Source organism: Pauljensenia sp. OF14-1SRA (genome assembly GCF_027694595.1).
Lineage (GTDB): Bacteria > Actinomycetota > Actinomycetes > Actinomycetales > Actinomycetaceae > Pauljensenia > Pauljensenia turicensis_B.
This window is the reverse complement of the sequence record NZ_JAQEVQ010000006.1, coordinates 1-23,268: the sequence shown is the minus strand read 5'-3', so window position 1 is coordinate 23,268 and position 23,268 is coordinate 1. Positions and strand designations below refer to the sequence as shown.

The window sequence follows — 23,268 nt, the reverse complement described above, 5'->3', positions numbered from 1 at the left end:
GGCTACGCCCTCTCATTTTTTCCGCGCACACGCCCTGCGCCTATAAGCACCAAACCAGTTAAGAACAACACGATGGCTACACCGCCAACTTTCCCGTCCATACCCGTTTTTGACAGCGGACCCTCCGGCTCCGGATTTTCAGGTTCGGGAGCAACGTTCGTCAATGTGAAAACGTTATTATCCACGGCAGTTCTGACCTCGTAAGACCCGCTCAACTTCTCGGCTACCGACCAGCGGCGGTCCCCCGTCTCGTCCTGCCACTCGAAAGTCCAATCATTTTGCGCACTCAGAGTTACACGCTTAAAGAGCTTTCCATCAGCCAAAACGTCCACCTGGATCGAAGTTGGCCTGCGGTCCTTCACCGGCTCATCCTGCCAAAGCTTAACCAAACGGTACTTCGTTGGTTCTACCTTCTGCGGCTCCAACTTTGGCGCGACCACCACGTCGTAATCGAGTTCGCCGTCACTACCCTTTTGCGGGAGCGCAAAAATAGCTGGAGACGCCACGTACCTATACGCCCCCTGTTTCACAGTAGATGCAGTCATCAAATAAACGCCTACCTGCAAATCCTGCATACGGACCTGCCCCGCAGAATCGGAAGTAGCCTGCGCCGTTGGAACCACACCGTCCCTTTCCAGCAAAGACTGCAACGTGAGCGTGGCACTCGCCGCTAAATCAGGGTCACTCGGCTCGGTGGCATCAGTCAACGACTTCCAACCAATCGCCGTGGCGTAAGAATCATCTAACACGAAAGGCAAACCCGGGCGCATCTCAGCGATCCGGTACAAACGGACCTCCACACCAGGCAACGGCTGGTTATCCACCGCGTGGAACAGGGCCGACACCGAACCCAGACGGTCTGCTTCGACATTGTCAAAATCTATAACATCAGGCCTTGAATCAGCATGAGCCGGAACCAACGAAAATGCCAGCGCAATCGACAACCAAAGCGCTAATAAGCTACTTTTCGTCCGCATGGTTACTATCCTTCCCCATGTGCCTAGGCGCATAAACACTTCGCGTCCGGCGCAACACCACAACAAGCCCCACCACAAAAATAGGAACAGCTACAAAAGCTGCCACCAACACCGGGTCTACCCGCACCGCATCCGCCGCGATAGACCCTACAGCCGACAATTCGGTTCGCTCACCAGTAACCAACAGCCGATGAGTATTAATCCCATACGGCGTGCAGGTAACTAGCGTCACCAAATCTCGATCAGCCTCGAGCTGCAGAGCACCAACTTCCGTTGGCAACACCTCAACAATGTCGCTCACGCGGTACGCCAGCTCTCGGTTACCCGTTCGGATCACAAAAATGTCACCCGGCTTCAGTTTGTCTAGATCCGTGAAGAGTTTGCTTGAAGGCAAACCCCTATGACCAGTCAAAACCGCCCGAGTTCCAACTCCACCGATCGGCAACGACGTACCCGGGATATGTCCGACACCTGCCTGCAACACCGCCTCGTCAGTGGTGTGGTAAATCGGCAGATTAACTCCCAACGAAGGAATTTGGATTGTTCCCATCACCGACGTGCCCGTGAAGTTCAGCATCCGCAGATACTGATCCATCTGCGAAACAGGTAGCCTACCCGGCTCATAGACAAGCGCATCATTATAGGCTTCCGCCTCATCCAAAAGACGCTCCACCTGGGTGGTGTCCAGTTTTGACACGGCTTTCTCATAACTCACCACCGCCGCCTTTTGCCTCTGATGGTTATAAAAGTTAGCCAGCGGCGGGTAGAGGAAAACCGATAAGCCAAAAATGAATAAAGCGATGAGCGCTATGTCTGAAAAACTGCGACGCCCCTTTTTTACGCGCGACGTTCCCGCCGGCGGCATAGCTTGCCGGCGGGAACGAACACGCGTAGAAGGGGTCAATCTCATCGACCGTTATGGCTGATATCTACGCTTTCTTGCGATTACGTAGAACGAAACCACCTGCGGCAGCAACCATCGCGGTTACGCCAACGATCGTGAAGATCGTGGTACCAATGCCACCCGTCTCCGGAAGCGTTGAACCCTTCGAGTTTTTAATCTGGAGGGTGGAGAAGGTGCCATCTGCTGGAGTTTTATCAGTGTCTGCGCCAAGCTGCAACACGTTAACAGCAGGCTTCTGGCCTTCCTGAGTCTTAACCGTGGCAGTCAGCTTGATTGACGTGTACTTCGCGTCTCCAGTGGGAAGGTTGTAGCCAGTCGGAGCCTTGGTCTCTTCCAAGTAGTACTGCACATCAGCGTCAAGACCCTCAATGGAGAACTGGCCGCCGTTAGGAACGGTAATTGAGGTACCGCCATCAAGATCAGTCCAGCCGGTAATCTTGCCGTTGTTGATCGTGGCAGCCTTGGTCTTGTCAGCGTTCACCAAACGGAACTCGGCGCCCTGAAGCTTAGTCTCAGGCTTATCTGCATCTACCTTCTCAGAATCAACCTTGTAGGTGAAGACATAAACTTCGGTATCAGGCGTTTTACCAGGCTCACCCTGATCGTCAGATGCGCTCTTCGAGTACTCCACGTGCACCTTGTTAGGCTGCGGCTTGCCGGCTTCTGACTTCTCGTTCAGCTTCGCAGTGTAACGAACGGTGATCGTGGAGTCAGCAGTTACGCCCGGGACGTCTTTCAGGTTGTCAAACGCAACACGGATGCGCGTTCCGTCCTTGTAATCACCGGCATCGGTGATCGTCTCCTGAGTGACCGTGTACTTGCCTGCATCCACCTTAGTGGTGCCAACATAAACCTCTACCGAATCAGCGTTGAAGGTGAATCCCTTAGAGAGCTCATCAACGAACGCGTACTTGTAGGTGGTGTAGTCCGCGATGTTCTTCGAAACGGTACCAGTGAGAAGGAACGGCACGTCCATACCAATCTCATAGTTAGCCGTCACATTGTAAGCAGTCTCACCATCATTGACCTGGTTTTCTGCAACGCCGGTGGTTTCCTGAACCTTCTTACCCGAAGTAGGAACAGAAGACTTTGATGCAACCGTGACTGGACCAACAACCTGCAAGATCGGAGTAGTCAAAGCGGCAGCGTTAGTGTCCGTATCCACCACTACGTAGTAACCGGCGTCAACTTTGCCGGTTTTGTAGGTGTAGGGAGCCTCATTGCCAGTTTTGGTGAAATCCGACTTGGTGGTGCTGAGATTCTTCGAAACTAGCTTTGCAAATGCAAGAGCCTTCGCGCTATCTGCACTTTCCAAAGCCTTTGCAACATCGGCAGCTGAAGACCCTGCAGTAATACCAGTAAGAAGATTCGCGCCAGCCACAGCGGCCAAGAGCTCGGTGGGCTTAACACCGGTGCCCCACTCAATGTTTGACAGCACCTTGTTGCCGTCAACCTCAGCTAGCTCACCCTTGAAGACCTGGTACGCACCGTAAGTGTGATCGCCTTCCTGGCTGGTCACAGTGATTGTGGGATCATCCGCTGCTTTCGCCACGCCCGGGAACGATACCGCTAACAAAAGGGCAAGTACCGTAGCAAACGCAACCGCGACCGCACGTACCCCCCCCTGCATGGAGATTTGTCGAGACATAAGACTTCCTTCTAGAGTTCGAAAGACGTGCAGTTCGCACCTTCGCAGACTATCACTTTGTTTGTAAGCATGGACCGCCTGTCCAAGCGCAGTGGCTTAAACTCCTCCCCAACTCCGCACAGGCCACACTTGCAATATCACGCGACCAACAAAATCCTCGCCCACTACCTGGTGCAATGCGGAAGTATCACCCTGGCCGATCACAACCAGCACACCTCCCTCAGGCACCGTTGACGGAAAAGAAACCTCTGAGCGAGCTAAATCTTCAGGCGTTAACGCAGCTGGGGACTCGACTCCATTTACCGCCAGATGACCGTTGTCGAGCACCTCTACCTCATCGCCGGAAATGGCGATAGCCGAGCGAACCAGTATGCGGTTTCCGTGGAAGAATGCGACCGTGTCACCCCGAGTAAAATCCACGTGATGCGCGGCAACCAACACGTCGTCCTTTTCAAACCCGTTTCCCGTGCCGCGGACCTGTAGAACAGTGACAAAAAACGTTGACAAAATAATTGCCAACGCGCTCAGCACCAGCGCCACCTCCGCAACCCGGAGGCACACCCGGGTGACCCGAGCTAGAGAATCCCATGTTCTATCTGGCATCACACCGCCTTAGAACTAACCAGCAACACAACTAATACAACTGCCCACCCGCATTCTAATATGGACAGTCGGATCCCTGCGCCGTTTGTCCCCGGATACACGAAAGCCCCTGCTCTCGCAGAGATGTCCTTGTTACTTAGACGTTCATTTTGATACAAGGCTCTATCTAGGTGGGTGTAGCGGGCACACTTTGAGCGCATTTGGGTGCAAAGGTTCGGGTATAGGTGCAGGCGCAAGAGCGTGGGTGCAAAAGTCGCGAGGGTGGGTACGTCGCTTGCGAAGACGTGGTTATCTACTATCTGGCGCTAACGCCTCATTCTCGCTAGCTCTGCTCTAGAAGTTCGCGGATACACCTCGTTTGCTGATTATATTCGATCCTCTTGTTTGACTATGACGAGTCAAATCGCTCTGGAGGCTCTTATGAAGCACCCCGATACGAACCTTGTTCTCCTTGACGGAGATGAGGAGGTGGGATCCAGATATCCCTCGACGTTCTTCTTTGAGAACCCCATATAACATTCCTGAACCACATTTGGCTCGGCGTTGCGCCACTGGCAACCCGCAGCGTTATCCAGGTTGTAGTTGACGGACTCAAAGGAAGCCGCGTTAGTGGTTTTATTTAGTTAGCTTCACTCGGTGTTCCACGGTTTGTCCGGCCTTCGTGGGATCACCTGATACGAGTCTTGGCGTTCTCATTATCGTGGGTGTCCACCAAAGAATCTGTAGCGTGCGCTGAAATAGGGGTAACCAGGGTTCCGCTCACCGCCAGGACGAAGGTAAACAAAACTGGAAAAATATTCTCATCAATGGGCGCTTCTTTGCGCTCATAGCAAGGAACACTGCTAGAAGAAACACACTGTACGAAGCGTATTAGTTTTTCTTTTCATATATCAGCTCGCAGTTGTTAACTGCAAAGCGTACGCCTTAGGGTAAAGGTGTAAGAGTAGATTCCCAACTCCACAACTGTTTTGTTGTGTGTTCTTTAAGCAGGCAGGTTACATGTTGAATTATCAGCGGAAGAGGGCGCCCGGCGCGCTTCTTGGTGTTCTTTCATTACTATTCGCAGCGTTTGTTGGAATTCCACTAACGGAAACCACGGCTCAGGCCGCACCGGCTACCCCGTCCCTTGGAATGCAACAGCCAAGCAACAAACCGATATGTAGCACGAACAGGTCACCAAAGTGGAATGTTACGGGCAGTGATTACGATAATGCCGGTGTTTCTACGATTAAGGCATTTTCTGACAAAGCTCGCTTGTACTGGCAGTACCCTTTGCGGCGTGAATTCGGAGCCGATTCGGGGCCACTGCACTTTGACGTCTTTGTAAACTACCTGGTTCCTACAACGGGCGAATGGAAGCGCGTGCCAATGGACAGCATGTACTTCAACACCCCCGAAGAGGCCATTGATAAAACAAAAGTGGGTTGGCCTGCCACAATGAAGATGGAGCTGGTGCGCAGGGATGGCAGCTGCCAGATTCCGGAAGATCTTGCCTATAAAACTTTCACCGTTCCCGGCGGGAAGTTACTAGATAGGGACGAAGTTGGCTACTTCCACACGCTCAGCCATGGCGAAGGTGAAGACGATTCTGCAAAGACGGCAGGTACTTCGGTTTTTGATCGTCCTGGTGACCAGATAAAGCTTGAAATGCACACCCGTGGACAATCGGTACCTTTCGGTGATGGCAAGAACGAATACGTGGTGTGGTCGAAGGGAACGTGCGCTGAAGTTGCAGCAGAAGGCACTACTTGTAAAGACATTACTCACGAGGGCGTTACTTATGCCGAAGTACAGGTAACCAAGGAAAACAACTTTGTTAACGAGCTAGTCAAATATATAGACGGCGTGGCGCGCATCGACTACTACGGTTCCAGGCCAGGAGACGGGTATTCCTACTCGCGTACAGTGCGTAACAGTTCAGCCACGAGCACCAAGTTTGTATCCCCATTATCCCAAATAGAACCTCACTTCTTGCCTCAATTCTACGGAAACGTGGAGCCGCCCAAACCAGTAGCAACGGACAACCCTGGGGTGGATTCCGATACTTTACAAATCCCGTCCAACGACTGGCATTTGAAGTACTACTTGGTTGACTCAGCTGGAAAGCTGGTTCAGAAGGATCCAAAGTCTTACACGGCAAGTTCCTTGGCTCCGTACGTGAACGGGGAATCAAAGGTGACGATCAAGGCCTTCCACGTTACCTGCAACGTGAAGACGATGAAGACTTATGATTTTGATCCGAATAGGCAGCTGCAAATAGATGACTACACGATAGACGGCAGCATCTGTGGATCACGCGAATGGAACTTCACTTTCTACGGTTCCAAGAAAGTAATAGTTCCTGCTCCCACATACGATGACAATGCACTAACTTTCACCGTTCCCGAAGTTGAGGGAATAACGTGGCACTTTGAAGGCAAAGAGATCATACCGGGTACCCCCATCTCCTACCCGAAGGATCCCCAGGGACGTGTCATCAAGAGGGGAACTATTAGCGTTTTAGCAAAGCCTTTCCAGCCGGAAGGGCAGAATCTGAAGCTGGAACATGAGGCAGAAAGCCCCGGCAAGGGAACGGCTGCTACCGGATTCACGTTTGAACACGAATACGACGTGCGTGAAGAAGTAAAGCCCACCGCACCGCAGGTTGCAGCGAATGACAAGTGTGGTGAGCCTGCATCAGTAACACTGCCACAGGCTCCGGATATCAGCGCCGACATCTTCGATTACAACGTGGAATACCGCAACAAGAACAACCAGGTGGTTACCAAGGGCAAAGGCACTAAAGCTGTTGTTACCGCGCAGCTTAAAGACCTGAATAATTACCGGCTTGCTCACGGCGCGGTCTTTAGGTGGGAACTCGATATTGCAGGAAAAACCTGTGATATGACTCCAACTGTTCCCGGAGCTACCAAGCCGGCAGCGGCTCCTATAGCACCTACAGTTACACCTGCTGCTACTTGTGCGGTAAAGGGTTCGGTTAATATACCGGATTCCAAGGTGTTTGATTACACGTCGAGTTTTGTTGACGACCAGGGTGGCGTTGTTGCTGAAGCTGATGCCAACAAGGTTAAAGTTGTTGCCAAGCTGAAGGACGCGCTTAAGGATTCCTACCAGCTTAAACCTCAGGCCACTACGGAATGGACGCTGGATATTAGTGGTTCGGCATGTGGTTTCGCTCCCTCGTATGACGATTCCACCGTCGCCCAAGGTGATACGGCTCAAGCCACAGCACAGTACGGTTCCAATACGGAACCGGCTGGAACCACCTATACGTTGGAACCTGGAACCCCTGACTGGGTGACCATCGACAATAAGACCGGCGAGCTCAGCTACACCCCAACTCTTGATACTGCGGTTGATAGCTACACCGTGAAGGTGAACGTCACCTATCCGAACAGAGGCGGAACCAAGCAGGTTAATGCAAAGGTTGCGGTTACCTCGGCTGCGGATGCTGATGGTGATGGAGTTCCGGATCTAACCGATAAGTGCCCAGGCACTGCAGCTGATGCGCAGGTTGACGGCAAGGGTTGTGCGGTAGCCCCAACGGTTACCGCTCCGGAAATCACCGGAACTATCAACCAGGCAATAACTCCCGCCGAGGTTACACTAACTAATCCAGGTAAGGCCACGATCACAGGCTGTACAGCAACCGGGCTGCCCGCAGGTTTGCAGGCTAGCTTCATCGGCGGCAAGTGCATGATTGAGGGCACCCCCACTCAGGAAGCCACCGGCCAGAACTATGTGGTGGAAGTCCAGTACACCACCGAAACTAAAGGTACGCCTAACACTGGCCCGGCAAATGCGCAAAGCACAGCTACCGTGCGTCCTGATTCTGATGGTGATGGTTATCCAAATCCTGCTGACCCGGATAACCCGGTTACAGGAGAGGACTTCTGCCCGGACACCCCGGCAGGCCTCACCGTTAACGACTCTGGATGTGCACTCATCGAAATAAACAATGGATCCTATGCAGACACGAACGCAAAAGTAGGAGCACCAGCCTCTACTCCAGCGCCGCTGTTTGACGACCCCCGCACACCGGATACCGAAACCAACCCCGCTCCACAAGGCACCACCTTCGCAACAGCAGTAGGCGCACCCGACGGAGCACAAATTGATCCGAACACCGGCATCATCACCTACACGCCAACCCTGGCCGAAGCAAACACTACGGTACGGGTACCAGTACAAATCACCTACCCCAACAATGGAGGTCAGGAAACCGTACTAGCACTCATCCACGTTGGCAACACCCAAGCCGGAACGACCACACCCAACTGGAACGATGGTTCAACCAAACCAGGCACACCGCTGGATATCCCGAATACCGGGGATATCATCCCGACGGGCTCTACCGTAACGGTTGAAGGATGCACCACTGGGTGGACTTGCACAATAGACGGTGACAAGTTGCAGGTAACCCCACCGGCTGATGCCACACCGGGTTCGCTTGGATCTGTTGATCTGCTGATTAACTATCCGGATGGTTCAACAGGTAAGGGACGCACAAACGTTTCTGTTATTCCGAACGATGCTCAGAGCCTGCAACCTAATTACGTTCCGCAAAACGGAGAACCGGGCAAGGAAGTAACCGTTCCAGTTCCTGGGTTCGATTCAAACAACACCCCTGAGGTGGAAACCAACCCCGCGCCGCAGGGTGCAACCTTTGGGCTGACCCCCGGAGCTGACAATCCGAGTGGCGCCGTTGTTAACCCAGATGGCTCTATAACGCTCACGGTTCCGGGAGCTGCCGCGGACGGCGATCTCATTACAGTTCCCGTGCGGGTCACCTACGAGGATGGTTCGCATGACGATGTAATAGCTCAGGTGCTAGTGCGCGTGTGCCCGACCTGTGGCGGTGGTGACAATCCTGGTGGTCAGCCTGGTGGGGACAACCCTGGCGGTCAGCCTGGTGGTGACAACCCTGGCGGTCAGCCTGGTGGTGACAATCCTGGCGGTCAGCCTGGTGGGGACAACCCGGGTGGTACCAACCCAGGCGGCGACAACCCTGGCGATAATCCAGGTAGCAACCAGCCGGGTACGGGCGGAACGGGTACCCCTGATTCCACCCCGAGTGACCCGAATGGTTCTACTACTCCGGGGGTAAAGAAGGTTGCCTCCGCAGAACACTCTAAGCTGGCACGTACAGGTTCGAGCGTTCTACCTATCGCAGGCGTTAGCGTTGCCGCTCTTGCAATCGGTGTTCTGCTCAAGCGAAAGGAACGCAAGCTGAGCTAACCGAAAACACGGCTAGGCTAAAGGGCGGTGGGCAGTAAGGTTTTTACTGCCCACCGCCCTTTAGCTTTTCACTTGTAATCACGCGGATTAATAGACAAAACCTGTTGCTTATGATCGGGTTTTGGGCATAACAAACCCCAGCCTAAATGAACTGGTTCGTGGAAGCTGGATGTGAATTGGACTCCCGCCAGGTACGTGTCCTCGCAAGCCGCATCTGATTTCATTGTGAAGATCGCGCAGGCTATTCCTGACGCGACTACTGCTCCCGAAAGGAACTAACGCCGCCGCTATCAGCAAGTTCTCCGCTATTCCCAGCGAAGACGAAATCCTTATCATACGCGGCGGTAAACTTAAATTAAAGAGAATTAGATCCGAAAACGGTACCCCGATGGTCTACGTTGAATACATTGGAGGTGAACAGTAGTGCCGAAATATAAAACCCCTCTTCAGGATCCTTGCACATTCCAATGGAATAACCCGCGTCAAATGACGGATGCTGAAATCAAAGCTGAAGAGGAAGAGACTGGCTTTTGCATTCCTCGGCCCGGTCCTGAGAAGGATTGGGTAGGGATTAGGGTTTCTGAATGCCTAGATCGTGATCTGCCTTTTGATACTTCAGATTTGGCTAGGGAGTATCGTCGTTTGAAAGCTGAAGGTAAGCTTTAAGCCCTTTTTTGTTCTAGTTTTTGCCCCGCATCGGTGATGGTGCGGGGTTTTGTTATGCCCTCGTGGCGCTCCGTGAACCGCCCGGAGACTCTTTTTGGCGGGATCAATTACAGGCTGACAAGCCATAAACGGGAAAGAAAGGGGACAGACCATGTCTGATTCAACCATGCCCCTCAAGGGCAACACCGATGTTTTGGGAGAAAACACAGGCGGGTTCAAGCCGGTTACCAGTCAGGAAGACCTTGACCGGATTATTGAAAACCGTCTGGTGAGAGAACGCAAGAAGTTCGCTGACCCTGTATCTCACAGTCATTTTAAGAAATGCGAGAAACCCCGCCATTTCAACGAAAAGCCCCGGAACTTCAACAGTTCCGGGGCTACACAGTGGAGCTCAGGGGGAACGTGTCGAACTCGTAGCGGCACGGGAGCATCTCCTTTTGGTCGCCCGCGCCGGCGGGGCCGAAAACCACCCACCAAATCCATGAGTGCGTTCAGTAGATCCCGGTACGCCGCCACTGCCTCACGCGTCATCGTAAGAATCTGTGCCATGCATACCTCCAGACATGCTCGCCGTGCGGTATCATCATCAGGCCCCCACGACCCATGTCGGACCCGCTAGCGGATAGACGAGAAACGAAGCGCCCTGCACGTCCATCCCCACAACCGGCGTCGGCTTCGAGTTCGCGCGCAACTCGTCGACCGCCGCCTACAGAGTGGCGGGCAGCTTAGCAAGTTTCGTCGTTCTCAACTCTGATTCCGTTCTTTCAGGGCCTTGCGCATCGCGCGGCGAATCATGCTGTGGGACTGCGGGTCCTTCAGTAGTTCTTGATAGGTCGAGCCGTCTCTATCCGTCCGCAGCCAGTTCAGGCACGCCTGCGTTGCGGCCTGGAGATCCTCGCTGCTCGCCTCGTCGCACCACTCTTCGATCAGATCCGCTTCTTCGTAGAAGGCAACGGTTTGCTCATGGAAGGTATGGGTTGGCACCACGACTCGGGAGCTGTAGTGCACCCATCGCTGAAGAAGGACGTTCACCCCGAACGGCGATAGGGAGGCAATCCGCGAGGTCAGCAGAGCGGGGGCCACCGTGTAGAGGTTGTCGAAGTTGGCTGCCTGATGCTGGCTCTGGCTCGCAATATCGGGACGGAGGCCAGGCAGCGGCATCAGGTTGAAGTGGCCTCCCACCCAGCTCTGCTCGTCCAGTTCCTTGCGATTCGCCACCTCGGCAACAAGTACTTTCCAGGCGAGATCGACGCCGTTTGTGCGCATCGAACACGGGTGCTGAAGGACCAAAACGGAGCGCGCCTTAATCTTGCCGGTCGATCCGGGCAATTCCACGCCAGTGAACACATCACCGGTGAAGATAGGGCGAGTCGCCGCGACCTCATCGCCACGCGCACGATAGAGGGCGCCCCAGTCGGGGACACCCTCTACGTACGGGGATTCCAAGTCGTGCCTCAAGATCAGCCCTTCATGCGAATCGAGCGGTTGCCGTCGCTCGCCTCGAAGAGTTCGAAGTCTGACCGGTACTTTTCGCGCCAATCGGGGTCGAACTCCGATAGCAGTGCTTCGGGATCTACGTGACCGCTCGCAAATTCGAAGACGAGATCCGCACGATGGGCCGCATAGAGCATGATCGGTGTGACGGGGGCAGACGAGGAGAGCGGCATCTCGAACCAGGAGGCGATCTCGTCAACCATGTAGTGGTTCGTGACCAAGTCGCAGGCCGCAAGGAGGCTTGCAATCCGAATGCGGCTGTCACCCGAGGCCTTTGCTCCCTTTCGCCATTTCTGCACGGCCGGCACACTCACGCCGATCATCCGTGCAATGTCGCGCCAGGCGAACCCGAGATCAGCAAGCTCCGTGAGCATTGACGTCACGCTGGCCTTACCGCGCTCAGCTGCCGCCGTACGCCACTCATCCTCGTGGGTGCGCTTGTGGAGGTTATCTACGTCGTCGTGAAGCGCACGGGCTACGCTTCGGATTCCGCCAACTTCCGTCGTCAGGCGGGGAGGCGTAAGTCTCGTCTCCGTCAGGTTCCGAGTAAACGTGGAGTCACCCGCAGTAGCGCGCGATCCCAGCGCCGACTCAACCGCGGCGTTACGCACCACGGTGTCAGCCATTCCGCAACACTTCCTCTCGTAGCCGATCCGTGATCACACTCTCAAATACCCCACGCACTGGTTCATGCAGTGCGTCTGCCTGACGCAGGATGAGCTCTACGTCGAACTCGGGCACCTCGTCGGCAGCTTGCCAAAAACTGTCGATGTCCAACTTGAACAGTGGCCCCGGAGGTGGCAATGGACGGCGTAGGTCGGGAGTCGATTGCACCGCGTAGCCGCTCTGCGCGCCGTACCTCAACACCACCGCATGATCGCTACTGCCGGAGAAGACGAAGACGCCTTCATTCACAGCCGGCGCAAGCCCCAAGTCCGCCCCAATATGAGCAGGACCAAGTAGCGAGGCATCCACCCACTGATTCCAGACGGGCGCGCTGCCACCGTTCTCAGCGGGAACCCTGATCTCGTCGATGTACCGGAGCCCGATCCGCTCAACTCCGGCCGGGGTTGCAATGTCCAAGCGGGCCTGAAGCACGATGTCGAGCAACGCACGCATCCTGTCGAAACTACCATAGTCAGTGGTCTCGATAACCAGGCTGGCTGGCTGGATGGAGAGTGCCGTCCGTTTGTCGCGACTGGTCCACCGCGGGAAGTTGTTGATGACCTGCTGCTGTGTCGGTGGGCCGTCCGGCCCTGCCTGTACGGTGAAGGAAACCTCGCTCATCTCGCTCGGTAGTGGCAGCAAGTGCTTGATTCGCGCGGATGCTTCCGCGATCTGCTTGCGGTCGAGCGGTTCGCACGGCGGGTATCGCACCTCGATCGCCATCAGGACGATAGGTGCACTCGGGTAAATCTCTCGCTCCCTCACACTCTCATCCTACCAAGACGCGAACCACAACGACAACCAAAAGTGAAATTTGGTGACGTCGTGACTCTACTCCAGTGGCGGCGGTGCAGGATCAGGCCCGGGCATCAGTTGCGCATTGTGCCTGTGCTTGCTGGTCGGCATTGCCGCGGACGCAGGGGCGGCGCTCGTAAGGCACTACTCGCCCCACGAACGGTCCGCCATGAGTTTGGCTGACATCTGATCTGTGGCCCCTGGGGATCACTGGAAGGATGTTGTCATACCCGCTGCTTATTCGAAAGAGTTCCGTGCTGATGTGGTCGCGGTCGCTCGGAAGGGTGAAATTCCGATCGCTCAGGTCACCAAAGACTTCGGGATCACCGAGTCCTGCCTGTGCCTCTGGCTCGCCCAAGACGATGTCGAAGCCGGCATAAAAAAGCCCGGTGTCACGCATGCTGAGAGCGAGGAGCTGAAGAAGGCCAAATGCCGCGGCAGACCCACGGGACGCGGATCGACGTGGAGGGTTGAGCGCCTACAGCGACGCGAGCAGCTTCACGGACAAGACAGTCATTCGCAGGGCACAATCCGTCTCAGCCATCAGCACATCACCGAGCGGAAATCGAACTGATGGCTCACTGTCCCTGGTAGTCATCCAGTCAAAAACCGGTAGTTCCGGTCAGGAATGCCTTGCCAACGACAACACTTCCTAGATGCGGCGCAAGCGTAGTACCCATGGGCGGCGCCAACGCCACCGGAACACCCCAACTCTCACGCGCATAAAAACGTTTTAACTAGGTGCTTTGTCTGAAATCGTGAACCCTCACGCACAGGACCAAAAATGGCACAAGAACACAACAACGTGGCCGTGCTGGGTCATCTGATAGGGGTGGACCTCCGCAGAGAGTTTGACAACTTTGGCTCGGCCGCACGAACCGTGTGTTCTCGCTGGTCGCGAGGGGTTTACCGGATATCGAAGCGGCCATCGGAACCCTGTGTTGTGGACTCTCGGGGCCAGTCCGTCCGCTCACTTGGGATGACTCAAACTTTTCTGACCGACGCCGAAGTCGACCAGCTGGTCACTGCCTACGAGGCCGGCGCGACGCTGCGTGGGCTGGCCAAGCAGTTTCATATCCATCGCCTGACCGCGGCAGCTCATCTTGCACGGCGCAGCGTCCCTGTTCGCCGCGCGGGTCTGGATTCTGTGCAGGCCAAGGAAGCGGCCCGGTTGTACCAATCGGGTTGGACGCTCGTGCAGCTGGGCCGCCGGTTCGAGGTGGACGCGCAGACCGTGCGTCGAACCATCGCGCGTCAGGGAGTGTCGATCCGACCGGGTGGACGACCACACCGGGGGGACACAAGGTGCAGCTCAGCAGCGTGAGTTGGTGGGGAGCCGCCTCCGGTCCGTCGGGCGCACTGTCTGGGCCATCATCTGCTCGCGCATGATCGCTCGCACGAGGCGGAACAGGCTGATGGGACCGCTGAGAATGAACTTGAGGGCATTCCAGATGCCCCACAGAACAACCAGGTGCAGCCACTCGGGCGCCCCACGGTCCATCAGGATGGTGCACACGTTGGCGATGGCAAGGTATGGGACACCGACGAGCATCGCCGAGACACCCCACTTCAGCCCTCGCCGGGTTCGCGTTGCTGCGAGCAATCGGTTGCTCGGCATGTAGTGCTGGAAGAAGTCATGGGCGTGGATGCTGAGGATCCAGATGGTTCAAAACATGGTCGGGCTCTCTCGTCACACGTGGTACTCCGTCGAGGAGGCAGTACGTGGGTGAGCGCCCGTAGGCCGTCCCGAAGGACCCGCAAGAGAGGAGAACCTGCCCCACTATCCACTGTACGCCGGGGACGGCGTATACAGCTCCCGCGTCACCGCGCTACCTCTCTGTAGGAGTGGGAGGAACCGACGAGTACGAACCTGAGCGCCGTAGTCCAGGGCAAGCGCACAGCACGGATGGAGCTGTCGATGATCACAGAACCAGATGACGCCGCGATTGACCGTCTCCTTCGCGAGCAGGGGGCGCTTGAGCTGGTTCGGCTTGCCGAGCTTGATGATGTGGTGGCGAGCCTCGCAGCGACCGTTGTGGTCGAAGCCGGCATTCGCTCTGGATCAATGAGCGCCGCCCAGCGCGCGCACGAACTCGCCCACGCCCATGTAGCTGCCTGCGAACCGCTTCCACGCCGATCCGCCGCTCAGGTGGCTATGTATGCCGAGCGCGCTGCTTTCGCCTTCTCCCAGTCTTCCTGCACTTCGCTCACAGTCGGCTTGGTGCTCATGTACTCGGCGGCGTGAGAGTGTCCGGTCATTCGCTCGCAAGCACGATCGAAGAGGGGTTCAACGACTGCGACGGCAGCATCGAGCCGAGAGCTGTCGATCTTCGACAGACGGGTCATCATGATGTTCTTGCGGTACCGCTGTGTGACGTTCTGGAGGAGTTCCTGCTCGACGAAGGCTTCGCACCAGGCGCGAATGAGATCGTAGGTCTCTTTGATGAGTGCATCCTGCACCACCGGCTCAGCGCTCGTCATCTCTTGAAGTTTGACGTTGATCCGCTTGGCTAGATCGGTTGGCGTATCGAGCCTCGGCTCGACGTCCGGAGCCAGGATTCCCTTGACCTCTCCGCCGTCACGCACCTCGTAGATTCTCGTCCTAAGTTTCTTGTTCTGCCTGGCCGCCATCAGCGCTGACGCGAACATGATGTTGTGGGTCAAGACAACGACCTGATGTGTCTCGGCGAGATTCTGGATGCGTTCAGCAACCTCATCAAGTCTGCGGTAGTCGAGACTTGTCACCGGGTCGTCGAAGATCAGAGGCGCTTTGGCCCCTCGCATCCGACTCTCGGCAAGAAAGTCGGCCAGCGCCAACACCTTCTGCTCACCCTCCGAGAGCACCGCAGAGGGCTTGTAAGAGGCGACCGCCTTCTTACGTTGCGCTTGTCCACTGCGCCCTTGAAATCGAAGGGCGACGTGAGGTGCTCGGAGGCGAGCGCACTCCTCGGCGAACAGCGTCTCGAAGTTCTTGTTCACGAGGTCTTCGCTGGCGAGTTTGGACTGGACCGTGAGCCGCTTCGACGCGCCGCTTGAGATGCCCCGTGAGAACTTGTCGAGTTGTTGCGCTCTTCGTGCGCGTCGGACATACTCTCGGGCTGCGACGATGTTCCGGTTCAGCTCAATACGTGCAACAAGCTCTGAGAGTTCCTTCTGTTTTCCGGTGAGCACGGTTGCCGCATTGGCTTTGTCCTCCGACATCTGCTGGACCGCGGCCCGCACAGTCGCCAGTTCAGCTGCGACCGTAGATGCCACTGTCTCTGCGCTCTCTCGGAGGTTGCCTCCGGTCACGGGCTTACCATTCGCGGTGCCCTGAGCGACGCTCCGAGCCGCCGCAAGCACCTCACATGCTTGAGCAGCCCATGCCGGTGGGTCTTCACTATCCCGCTGTTCTGTGGCGAACTCGTTCGCGCGGGTTAGTTCGGCTTCGTCGAACCTGAGGCTGGAGTTGTGCACCTCAGTCTTCGCGGTCTCGACCTGACGGGCAAGTGTTTCATCGAGGAACGTGCGATAGCGAGTCAACAGATTCAAGGCCGTCGGACTGAGCTCCTGCATGCAGTACAGGCACTTGTCGCCGGCTGTTGGATAGTGCTCGCGGTCAAGGTGTTGGCGGTACTCGTCTCCCGCAACGATGAAATCCTGCCATTCCTCATCTGCTGGGCCTGGCAACTCATCCTGACTGAAGAGTTGCTCTCGCGCTTCCGTCCTTCGACCTTCTGCTTCCTGGAGTTTCACTCGGGCTTTCTCATAGACGACCGGATCGAAGTTCATTGCCGTTGTAAGCACGCCGTGTAGTCGATTGAGGTGACGTTCAGTCTCCTGTGTGCTGGAGAGAATCGCGTCGAGCGAGTTGGAACGCAATGCCGCGATCTCACCTTCGAGACGCTCGCGGTTGGCCTCGGCACCTTCGGGCAGCGTTGCCAGTGCGTTAAGCTCCGCGAGGTCTGTGGTAGCGCCCAGGGCCTCGATTACGGGATACACCTTCGTACCTCGCGTGAACCTCGATAACAGAGGGTTGCTCCCCGGCGCCAAGGCCTTGACCTCGGTTGCGATCCGTTGCTGAATGCCTTGCAGTCCGGCAGCGACGTGACCAAACAGTGCGAGTTCGGCTGGCGTGTAGACGTAACCCAGATCGCTGTCAACGTGCAGCGAAACTGCGCTCGCATCGAAAACGCTGATGCGGGTGAATGGCGCAAGGCCGGATTCGTTCTCCCATATCACCGAGGAGTCCGCGCCAGACTGTCGGTACTGGATGGTAGCGCTGGGCGACGGCGGACTGTCGAAACAGGCGGCGTGCACGTTCGGCAGGATATCCTCAGCAGTCCGAACAGCAGAGATACGCTTCAGTATCCGCGCATATCCAGTCTTCCCCGATCCGTTTTGTCCAAAGAGCACGGTCAGTTTCGGGTCGAAGTCAAGTTCTTGGTCGGCGGCGAGTGCATTGACGCCTTCGATGTTCGCCAAACTGACGAGTTCGAGAGTCTCCTCTTCCGCCGCATCCGCAGCGACGAATTCAAGCTTCGGGACTTCCGGGGCCTCGCCATCGCCAAGCCCTTTCTCAGCGAGGAAGGTGGCGTAGGCGACGTCCAGCAACGCATCGCTCGGTGCCTGGCGAGAGAAGATCGTTTCAGCGGTGATCTGACGCACCCATGCGTCCTCACCGTTCGCCCAATCCACCAACAGGCGTCGGGGCGTCGCATTTCCCAAGTTGACTGAGACTTCTTGAGCGGCCACGTCTACCTCCGTCCTGGCGAACGGTGTCAGTAGATACGTGTCACCGGTCCAACTCGAACTGTCATGGTGGTATCCATCATGCCCGAGGAGCTGGGGTCGGGCTGAGCGACACAGCGAACGCGCCGCTCCAAAGCTCACTCTGGCTCACAGCAACGGTCCCGTGCGCTGGGTCCGAGCGCGTCGAGAGTGTTCTTGGTCTTGTTCGACACTAGCGCCGTTCAACGCTCGATCGAGGGCTTCACGGGCCCGTGCAGCGTCGATCTTCTGGGCAGCTTACTCGAGTGGGGTGCCGAGCGGTGCAGGGTCGGTGATCTGTTAGCGGTCTCGGTAGGCGGCGACCACCACTGCGTGACGTCTCCACTGCTGCCGCTCCCGTCCATCGGCTGGGATCGGGCCAAATGCCGAAACCCAGGGCTCTCGCGTGTTGACGGCGGTGTCGAGGAGCCTTCTGCTCGAGATTCAATGAAGTTTCGGTTCGGTCAGGGCCAGTTGTATGTCGGTGGTCATGGGGCCGGTGGCTGCGGGAATCAGTCCGACGATGAGACGCGGTGACTGGCAGGGGCGACCGGAGCCGGCAGGTTGGGTGGTGGCGTTGGCGAGGCGATGGTGGATGACGGAGGCGATGTCGTCGGCGGCGGTGAACCTACGAGCCTGGATGAGGCGTGGCAGGAGGGTGTCGACGTTGTGGTGGTTGGCTTCGGCCCGGCCAGTTCCGCGGTCAGGGCGCCGAAGGCGTCTGATTCGATGACGGCTTGGGCTTGCTCGTCGGTGAGCCCGGAGCCGCGGACCAAGGTGGTCCAGCGGTCGTGTTGGGCTGCGGCGGCGAGTTGGGCGATCGAGCCCCACCGGTCCTGCTCGGCGGTGATGGTCTCGTGCGCCGACAGCTCAGCACCGCTGTGTTGGAGCAGGCCGTAGAGGACCGTGCGAGCGGTGGCGTCGGGATTGTCACCCGGATGCGACATGGCGTGATCATCGGGACGGTCGAGGATGACGTAGGCCTGGTTCGATTCGCGTCCGCGGGTCATGGCGACGTACAGGTTCTCGCGCGTGGTGGTGGGTTCGACGAGGACGAGGACGTGGGCGGTGTCGGTGGTGATGCCTTGGGCGCGGTGGGCGGTGACGGCGTAGCTGAGGTCGACGTGCTCGAGAACGTAGTCAGCGGGCAGAACGATGCTGTTCCCGAACCGGGCCCCGGGTGGGCGGATCGTGACCGACCCATCGTCACGAACGGCGGTGATGGTCCAGGTTTGGCCGTTGCGGACCCAGCCGTGCCGGTTCCGCAGCCGACGGTCATTGTGGAGGGTGATGATCGTGTCACCAACCCCTGCCCTGGGCCCGTCGGACAGGGTGATTTCGGGGCCGGGCTTCAGCGTGTCGTCGAGGATGAGGTCGGCGCGGGCGCGGACGTTGAGGGCGGTGACGTTCTCGCGGGTTTCGGCGATCAGCACCGACGCCAAGCCCTGCTGGCGGTCGTGGCGCCAGGCGGTGTAGGCGGCATCGGTCATGGCTTCGGCGTCACCCTCGTGGATGCGCTCGTGTGCCAGGTAGGTGTCGATGACCGGGGTGCGGCCGTGCCGCAGCTCCAGGGATGCGGTCTTCTCCCAGGCGTGGCTTAAGCGGTGGACGTCGACCAGTTCGGGAGCATCGTCGCGGTCGTGGATCAGCAGGCTGAACGCACCGCCGGCATCGACAGACTGGAGCTGGGCGTAGTCACCGACCAGCAGCACCTTCGCCCCCGCCTCCGCAGCTGCCTGCGTGATCCGGTCGAGCGAGAGAGTGCCTGTGAGGGAGGCTTCGTCGATGATGACGAGCTGACCGGCCTGGAAGGTGGCGCCAACCAGGTGCCAGGCGGCTTCGATCTGAGCGTCGGTGGGCATGATTTTGAGGATCTGGGCGGCGGGCAAGGGTTGTTCGCTGTGCGTGTAGCACCACCAGAAAACCGCTTTAATCCTGCGGGTGAGCCGCATCCCCCAATGGTCGCGCAGCACCTGTCGTAAGGGAGCGTTGGTTGCTCCTTCGATACGGTTGTTCATCGCGGGCATCTGACGATCCCAAGCGGGGTCCACAAAGGTGAAGAGCACGCCTGCGGACACGAGCCTGTTCAAACTGCTACGCGCGCGAACTAGACGTTCGTGCGTATACTCCCATCCGCCGCCATCGCGGCTGGTTTTCTCAGCGAGGAACGTTTCCCACCTCAGGCACCAGTCGGTATACGCCTGGACCCATGCGTGGGCTTCTTCAGCGTCGCACACCCGTAGGAGGCTGGTGCCGAGCCGGTACAACTCTTTGGATGCTTCAAGACGCGGCCGTAAAGTCGTAGCCCGGGTGATCTGGCCGAACACGTGGAAGGTGCACCTTTGCGTCCGCGTATTGGGCCAGACCTTCTTGCGGGCTTTCTCAAAACCACCGCCCCCATCGGCAACGACCAGGCGTGGGGGTGCAATGCGTTCCATGAGGGCCGCCCACGCTCGCGAGTTCTCATTGCGTGCCACATACCAGCCGAGAACATGCTTTTCGTTTTGGGCGATCAACACGACCGCTTTGCAACCCAAATGAATACCGTCAACGAAGACGGCGTCGTGGACTTCGTCCACGACGGGAGCCAGAGGCCAAAGCTGTCACAAAGGCTGACACCTGCGACGAAAAGCCCTACCCCCTCCCGGCATGTCAGACTGACGTCGACCACTGAGCAACCAGGCGAGGAACTCGTCAAGATGCTTCGCCGACGCGTCGATACGACCCACTTGGGTCACTTTGCAAAGTCTGCACCGCCATCGCTGCCCCCCCGAAGACGAGTAGCCATGACGGGTCATCACACGCCCACACACCGGGCACTTTGGGGTATTCACCCCTCACACGTTGCCCAACCCAACTTCAACCCAGACTTTCCCGCACCACAAAGCCAAAAAAACCACCCTCAGAGCAACACATTTTGTCCTATAATCCGCCTATGAGGGCTGCTAAAGCCTGTGTGGCTGCTGGATCAGACGACATGCGCACATGCTAATGCCCTAGGGGTCCGGACCTTCACCGAAGCGAAGCGGAAGCCCTAGGGCATACATCTGCCAGGATACCGGGTTACCCAGGCTATGCCAATACCGGGCCGCTTGTGATCTCTGGGCACCATCCTCCATCCCCTCCCGCAGTTCGCCCCCAAGAGGCATAGCGCCCCCCGGTTTCTCCCAACGGCGCTCGCGGGACCTCAATAGGGGTACGCACACAAACGGCCCTCACATAGGCCCAGCTCACGGTGAAACCCTGAAAACCCGTACACACTGGCAGCACCTAAACGCGCAGCAGCCGGGAGCGCACCTGCCGGGGTACCCCCCGGGGGGCCTCTTCTCGTCCTGTAGGTCTGGAGGACCGTCTGGAGGGTGGCCGCGAGCGCCTGACGGACGTTTGCGAGGTTGGGGGCGTCGATAACGGGGCCGTATGCGATCATGGCGTTGCTGGCCTTTCTGTGTGGTCGCAACGCCATGACCGGACGGTTTTCCTCTGCAGATGTAGCACGTAGGTTGCATGCGCCGTCTGCGGCGGGGACTTTCGCGCGGAATTACGCGGAATCGTTACGGGATTGCTGGTATTGATACAAAGGTGAGGGTTATGGAGACTAAGCAAATATGCCTGTTTTCCCTTGTTATCAAGCCAAAGTGGGGATTCTATACTTGCTCTAACGCGCCTTGTGTCAGCGCCGAATTTAACGACTGAAAGCTGTTACCCGAAAAAGCCGAAAACTTTGCGTGTGCTAATGCGCGCAAACCCCACTTTTGCGAAATGGTTAGGTTTTTGCGAAAATGTCGCTTCCGAAATGGCAAGCGTGCTGAGCCGTTATACGACCACCAATAGATTTAGCGCAAGCTCATCAGGTACTCTTTCACAAAGTTCTGAAAATCCACTTCATCAAGCTTTTCGCCATCTGCGCCAACTAGGAATTTTTCCCACCTCGTACTGCCCGTTTTAGACACTGTTCTGTACCACTTTTTGATGTCGGTGCCATTACGGATAGCTGAACTGGACGAGTTTTCTGAATTGTCGCGGTTTTTAATCTGTAGAGACTCCCAGTCAGCTCCAGCTTGTTTGCTTGGACGAATAAAGTCGACAGCTTTTACTACTTCGCCCGCACACCAAACCCAATCATCATCTGTACATTTACTATCAGAACCCGTGAAATTATATCGTAATTATTTTAATACACTATTCAATTACCAGCTCTACATAATCCCCATCTTCCTTATTGTCTACATGCTTATTTACGATTCCAAGAGGAACGAGTTAGACCTATAAAATTGAGTGAAAAAATGGTATAATATTAAATAAGTATTTGATTTTTGAGGTGTTTAAATTCATGGATGAAAGAGAGAAAATCATTCGTTTATGGTTTGATATGTGGCTTACACAAAAAGACTTAGGAATAGATGATATTTTTTCAGATGATGTGATTTATATTGAGAGTTGGTGTCCTAAGTATGAAAATCGGCAAACAGTAAAGCACTGGTTTAATGAGTGGAATACAAGAGGAAAAGTTCTTGCGTGGGATATAAAGCAATTTTTTCATAAGGATAATCAAACTATTGTAGAATGGCACTTCAAAAATAAAATGAATGAGGGGAAAGTTGAAGAATTTGACGGTATCTCTCTGATTGTTTGGACAGCCGATAATAAGATAAAAGCATTGAAAGAGTTTGGTTGCAATTGTAACAACTACAATCCTTACAAAGAGAGTGAAACACCATTATTTAGAGATGAAAAAGCAAATTGGTTTTAGGAGATAGAATATTGATGGAAAGTAGACCTGAGTTTGACAAAATTACATCGTTTGATGAGTTTAATAAATACTATTGGTATCGTGAAGAACTTTCACGGATATGCAAGTCATTAGGATTAGAATACAGAGGTACAAAACAGGAACTCAATTATATTATTGAGCAGTACTTTAAGGGTGATTTGATTAAAAAGTCATCAATAAAAAATGAAAAGAAACAAGTAGAAACTATTACCTTAGATACTCCATTACTTGAATGCGGGTTCTCCTTTAACATACATTTCAGAGAGTATTTCTCAATTTTAACAGATGTTTCGCCATTTAAATTTACTGCTGATATGGCTACTGCTTGGAGAAAAGTAAAAAGAGAAAATGATTTGAGTTTTACAATTCAAGATATGCTAAAAGTTTATTATGGGAAATCAAATTATGTGAAGTATGATAATTCAGTTTGTCAATGGAACCAATTTTTAAAGGATTTCTGTGCAGACAAAAATAGTTGCAAATATTCGAACAAATTAAAAGTAGCCTCTATTCTTTGGAAAGAAGTCAGAAATTCAAAAAATGAAAAAATTTATTCAAAGAATCTTTCGACTGAATATGCAGATAAGATAAAAGAGTATTGCAGGTAGGATATTTTTAGCTTGCTAAACTAACAAGTCAATAAAAGCTAACACGAAAGCAGTAAATCAAAAAAGGTTTACTGTTTTTTATTTGCCTAAAAATGGAAAGAAGGAAAATCTTTTTCTAGGAAGGAGAAGTTGTCGCTCATTAGTTGTCT

General features: G+C 55.5%; 20 protein-coding genes and 1 pseudogene. 8 read left to right on the top strand and 13 right to left on the bottom strand.

What is annotated here, in order from left to right:
• Positions 1-2 precede the first annotated feature (2 nt).
• From PG731_RS04725 to PG731_RS04710, 4 genes are all read right to left on the bottom strand, one after another.
• Positions 3-977, bottom strand: coding sequence for a Cna B-type domain-containing protein (locus PG731_RS04725; protein WP_270772477.1), 975 nt, complete (start codon positions 975-977; stop codon positions 3-5).
• Positions 961-1,881: a class C sortase gene (locus PG731_RS04720; RefSeq protein WP_270772476.1), complete on the bottom strand. Its 921-nt coding sequence runs from the start codon at positions 1,879-1,881 to the stop codon at positions 961-963. Before PG731_RS04720 ends, PG731_RS04725 begins: the two co-directional genes overlap by 17 nt.
• 25 nt (positions 1,882-1,906) lie before the next feature.
• Positions 1,907-3,529 (bottom strand): isopeptide-forming domain-containing fimbrial protein, encoded by a 1,623-nt coding sequence (locus PG731_RS04715; RefSeq protein WP_270772475.1) that lies wholly within the window; start codon positions 3,527-3,529, stop codon positions 1,907-1,909.
• A gap of 96 nt (positions 3,530-3,625) precedes the next feature.
• Positions 3,626-4,132 carry a S26 family signal peptidase gene (locus PG731_RS04710; protein WP_270772474.1) on the bottom strand — a complete coding sequence of 169 codons (507 nt, stop codon included), beginning with the start codon at positions 4,130-4,132 and terminating at the stop codon, positions 3,626-3,628.
• A gap of 1,368 nt (positions 4,133-5,500) precedes the next feature.
• Here PG731_RS04710 and PG731_RS04705 point away from each other — a divergent pair.
• The 3 genes from PG731_RS04705 (at position 5,501) to PG731_RS04700 (ending at position 10,036) form a co-directional block, all read left to right on the top strand.
• A complete protein-coding gene (locus PG731_RS04705) occupies positions 5,501-9,370 on the top strand; it encodes a Rib/alpha-like domain-containing protein (RefSeq protein WP_270772473.1) in 3,870 nt (1,289 codons plus the stop codon).
• Between the two features lie 247 nt (positions 9,371-9,617).
• Positions 9,618-9,794, top strand: coding sequence for an ADP-ribosyltransferase (locus PG731_RS09220; RefSeq protein WP_442952651.1), 177 nt, complete (start codon positions 9,618-9,620; stop codon positions 9,792-9,794).
• Complete coding sequence (locus tag PG731_RS04700; RefSeq protein ID WP_270772472.1) at positions 9,794-10,036, top strand: hypothetical protein; 243 nt, start codon at positions 9,794-9,796, stop codon at positions 10,034-10,036. The genes PG731_RS09220 and PG731_RS04700 overlap by 1 nt, the downstream gene beginning before the upstream one ends.
• Before the next feature lie 160 nt (positions 10,037-10,196).
• Here PG731_RS04700 and PG731_RS04695 read toward each other — a convergent pair whose 3' ends face one another.
• The 4 genes from PG731_RS04695 to PG731_RS04680 form a co-directional block, all read right to left on the bottom strand.
• Complete coding sequence (locus PG731_RS04695) at positions 10,197-10,343, bottom strand: hypothetical protein (RefSeq protein ID WP_270772470.1); 147 nt, start codon at positions 10,341-10,343, stop codon at positions 10,197-10,199.
• Positions 10,344-10,780: 437 nt separating this feature from the next.
• Complete coding sequence (locus PG731_RS04690; protein WP_270772469.1) at positions 10,781-11,482, bottom strand: hypothetical protein; 702 nt, start codon at positions 11,480-11,482, stop codon at positions 10,781-10,783.
• A 14-nt stretch (positions 11,483-11,496) separates the two neighbouring features.
• The gene (locus PG731_RS04685; RefSeq protein WP_270772467.1) at positions 11,497-12,156 is read right to left on the bottom strand and encodes a hypothetical protein; all 660 of its coding nucleotides are present in this window, start codon (positions 12,154-12,156) and stop codon (positions 11,497-11,499) included.
• Positions 12,149-12,961 carry a TIGR04255 family protein gene (locus PG731_RS04680; RefSeq protein ID WP_270772465.1) on the bottom strand — a complete coding sequence of 271 codons (813 nt, stop codon included), beginning with the start codon at positions 12,959-12,961 and terminating at the stop codon, positions 12,149-12,151. Before PG731_RS04680 ends, PG731_RS04685 begins: the two co-directional genes overlap by 8 nt.
• A gap of 223 nt (positions 12,962-13,184) precedes the next feature.
• On the opposite strand from PG731_RS04680, the gene PG731_RS04675 reads away from it, so the two are divergent.
• A complete protein-coding gene (locus tag PG731_RS04675; RefSeq protein WP_270772464.1) occupies positions 13,185-13,565 on the top strand; it encodes a hypothetical protein in 381 nt (126 codons plus the stop codon).
• 405 nt (positions 13,566-13,970) lie between these two features.
• Entirely contained in the window at positions 13,971-14,315 is a 345-nt protein-coding gene (locus PG731_RS04670; protein WP_270772463.1) for a hypothetical protein, read from the top strand.
• Here PG731_RS04670 and PG731_RS04665 read toward each other — a convergent pair.
• Positions 14,304-14,543 carry a hypothetical protein gene (locus tag PG731_RS04665; protein ID WP_270772462.1) on the bottom strand — a complete coding sequence of 80 codons (240 nt, stop codon included), beginning with the start codon at positions 14,541-14,543 and terminating at the stop codon, positions 14,304-14,306. The two genes, PG731_RS04670 and PG731_RS04665, sit on opposite strands and share 12 nt — an antisense overlap.
• 366 nt (positions 14,544-14,909) lie before the next feature.
• Between PG731_RS04665 and PG731_RS04660 the strand changes: the two genes are divergently transcribed.
• On the top strand, positions 14,910-15,236 hold the full coding sequence (locus PG731_RS04660) for a hypothetical protein (RefSeq protein ID WP_270772461.1): 327 nt from the start codon (positions 14,910-14,912) through the stop codon (positions 15,234-15,236).
• On the opposite strand, the gene PG731_RS04655 is transcribed toward PG731_RS04660, so the two are convergent.
• The 4 genes and pseudogenes from PG731_RS04655 to PG731_RS09210 all read right to left on the bottom strand — a co-directional run.
• Entirely contained in the window at positions 15,137-17,725 is a 2,589-nt protein-coding gene (locus tag PG731_RS04655; RefSeq protein ID WP_270772460.1) for an AAA family ATPase, read from the bottom strand. The genes PG731_RS04660 and PG731_RS04655 overlap by 100 nt on opposite strands.
• 527 nt (positions 17,726-18,252) lie before the next feature.
• Positions 18,253-20,331 (bottom strand): IS1249 family transposase, encoded by a 2,079-nt coding sequence (locus PG731_RS04650; RefSeq protein ID WP_270772565.1) that lies wholly within the window; start codon positions 20,329-20,331, stop codon positions 18,253-18,255.
• A 12-nt stretch (positions 20,332-20,343) separates the two neighbouring features.
• On the bottom strand, positions 20,344-20,553 hold the full coding sequence (locus tag PG731_RS09215) for a hypothetical protein (protein ID WP_442952650.1): 210 nt from the start codon (positions 20,551-20,553) through the stop codon (positions 20,344-20,346).
• A gap of 1,020 nt (positions 20,554-21,573) precedes the next feature.
• Positions 21,574-21,855, bottom strand: a pseudogene (locus PG731_RS09210) (SinI family restriction endonuclease); the annotation flags it as partial.
• A 215-nt stretch (positions 21,856-22,070) separates the two neighbouring features.
• Here PG731_RS09210 and PG731_RS04645 point away from each other — a divergent pair.
• Together PG731_RS04645 and PG731_RS04640 are read left to right on the top strand one after the other, a co-directional pair.
• Entirely contained in the window at positions 22,071-22,490 is a 420-nt protein-coding gene (locus tag PG731_RS04645) for a nuclear transport factor 2 family protein (protein WP_019118573.1), read from the top strand.
• A gap of 14 nt (positions 22,491-22,504) precedes the next feature.
• On the top strand, positions 22,505-23,119 hold the full coding sequence (locus tag PG731_RS04640) for an SAP domain-containing protein (protein WP_442952647.1): 615 nt from the start codon (positions 22,505-22,507) through the stop codon (positions 23,117-23,119).
• Positions 23,120-23,268 lie beyond the last annotated feature (149 nt).

Excerpts from the sequence above, each read along its gene's own strand:
- PG731_RS04715 (WP_270772475.1), bottom strand. The coding sequence starts at position 3,529 with ATGTCTCGACAAATCTCCATGCAGGGGGGGGTACGTGCGGTCGCGGTT.
- PG731_RS04670 (WP_270772463.1), top strand. The coding sequence starts at position 13,971 with ATGACTCAAACTTTTCTGACCGACGCCGAAGTCGACCAGCTGGTCACT.
- PG731_RS04645 (WP_019118573.1), top strand. The coding sequence starts at position 22,071 with ATGGATGAAAGAGAGAAAATCATTCGTTTATGGTTTGATATGTGGCTT.
- PG731_RS04660 (WP_270772461.1), top strand. The coding sequence starts at position 14,910 with ATGATCACAGAACCAGATGACGCCGCGATTGACCGTCTCCTTCGCGAG.
- PG731_RS04685 (WP_270772467.1), bottom strand. The coding sequence starts at position 12,156 with ATGGCTGACACCGTGGTGCGTAACGCCGCGGTTGAGTCGGCGCTGGGA.
- PG731_RS04705 (WP_270772473.1), top strand. The coding sequence starts at position 5,501 with ATGGACAGCATGTACTTCAACACCCCCGAAGAGGCCATTGATAAAACA.
- PG731_RS04640 (WP_442952647.1), top strand. The coding sequence starts at position 22,505 with ATGGAAAGTAGACCTGAGTTTGACAAAATTACATCGTTTGATGAGTTT.
- PG731_RS04725 (WP_270772477.1), bottom strand. The coding sequence starts at position 977 with ATGCGGACGAAAAGTAGCTTATTAGCGCTTTGGTTGTCGATTGCGCTG.
- PG731_RS04665 (WP_270772462.1), bottom strand. The coding sequence starts at position 14,543 with ATGCTCGTCGGTGTCCCATACCTTGCCATCGCCAACGTGTGCACCATC.
- PG731_RS04710 (WP_270772474.1), bottom strand. The coding sequence starts at position 4,132 with ATGCCAGATAGAACATGGGATTCTCTAGCTCGGGTCACCCGGGTGTGC.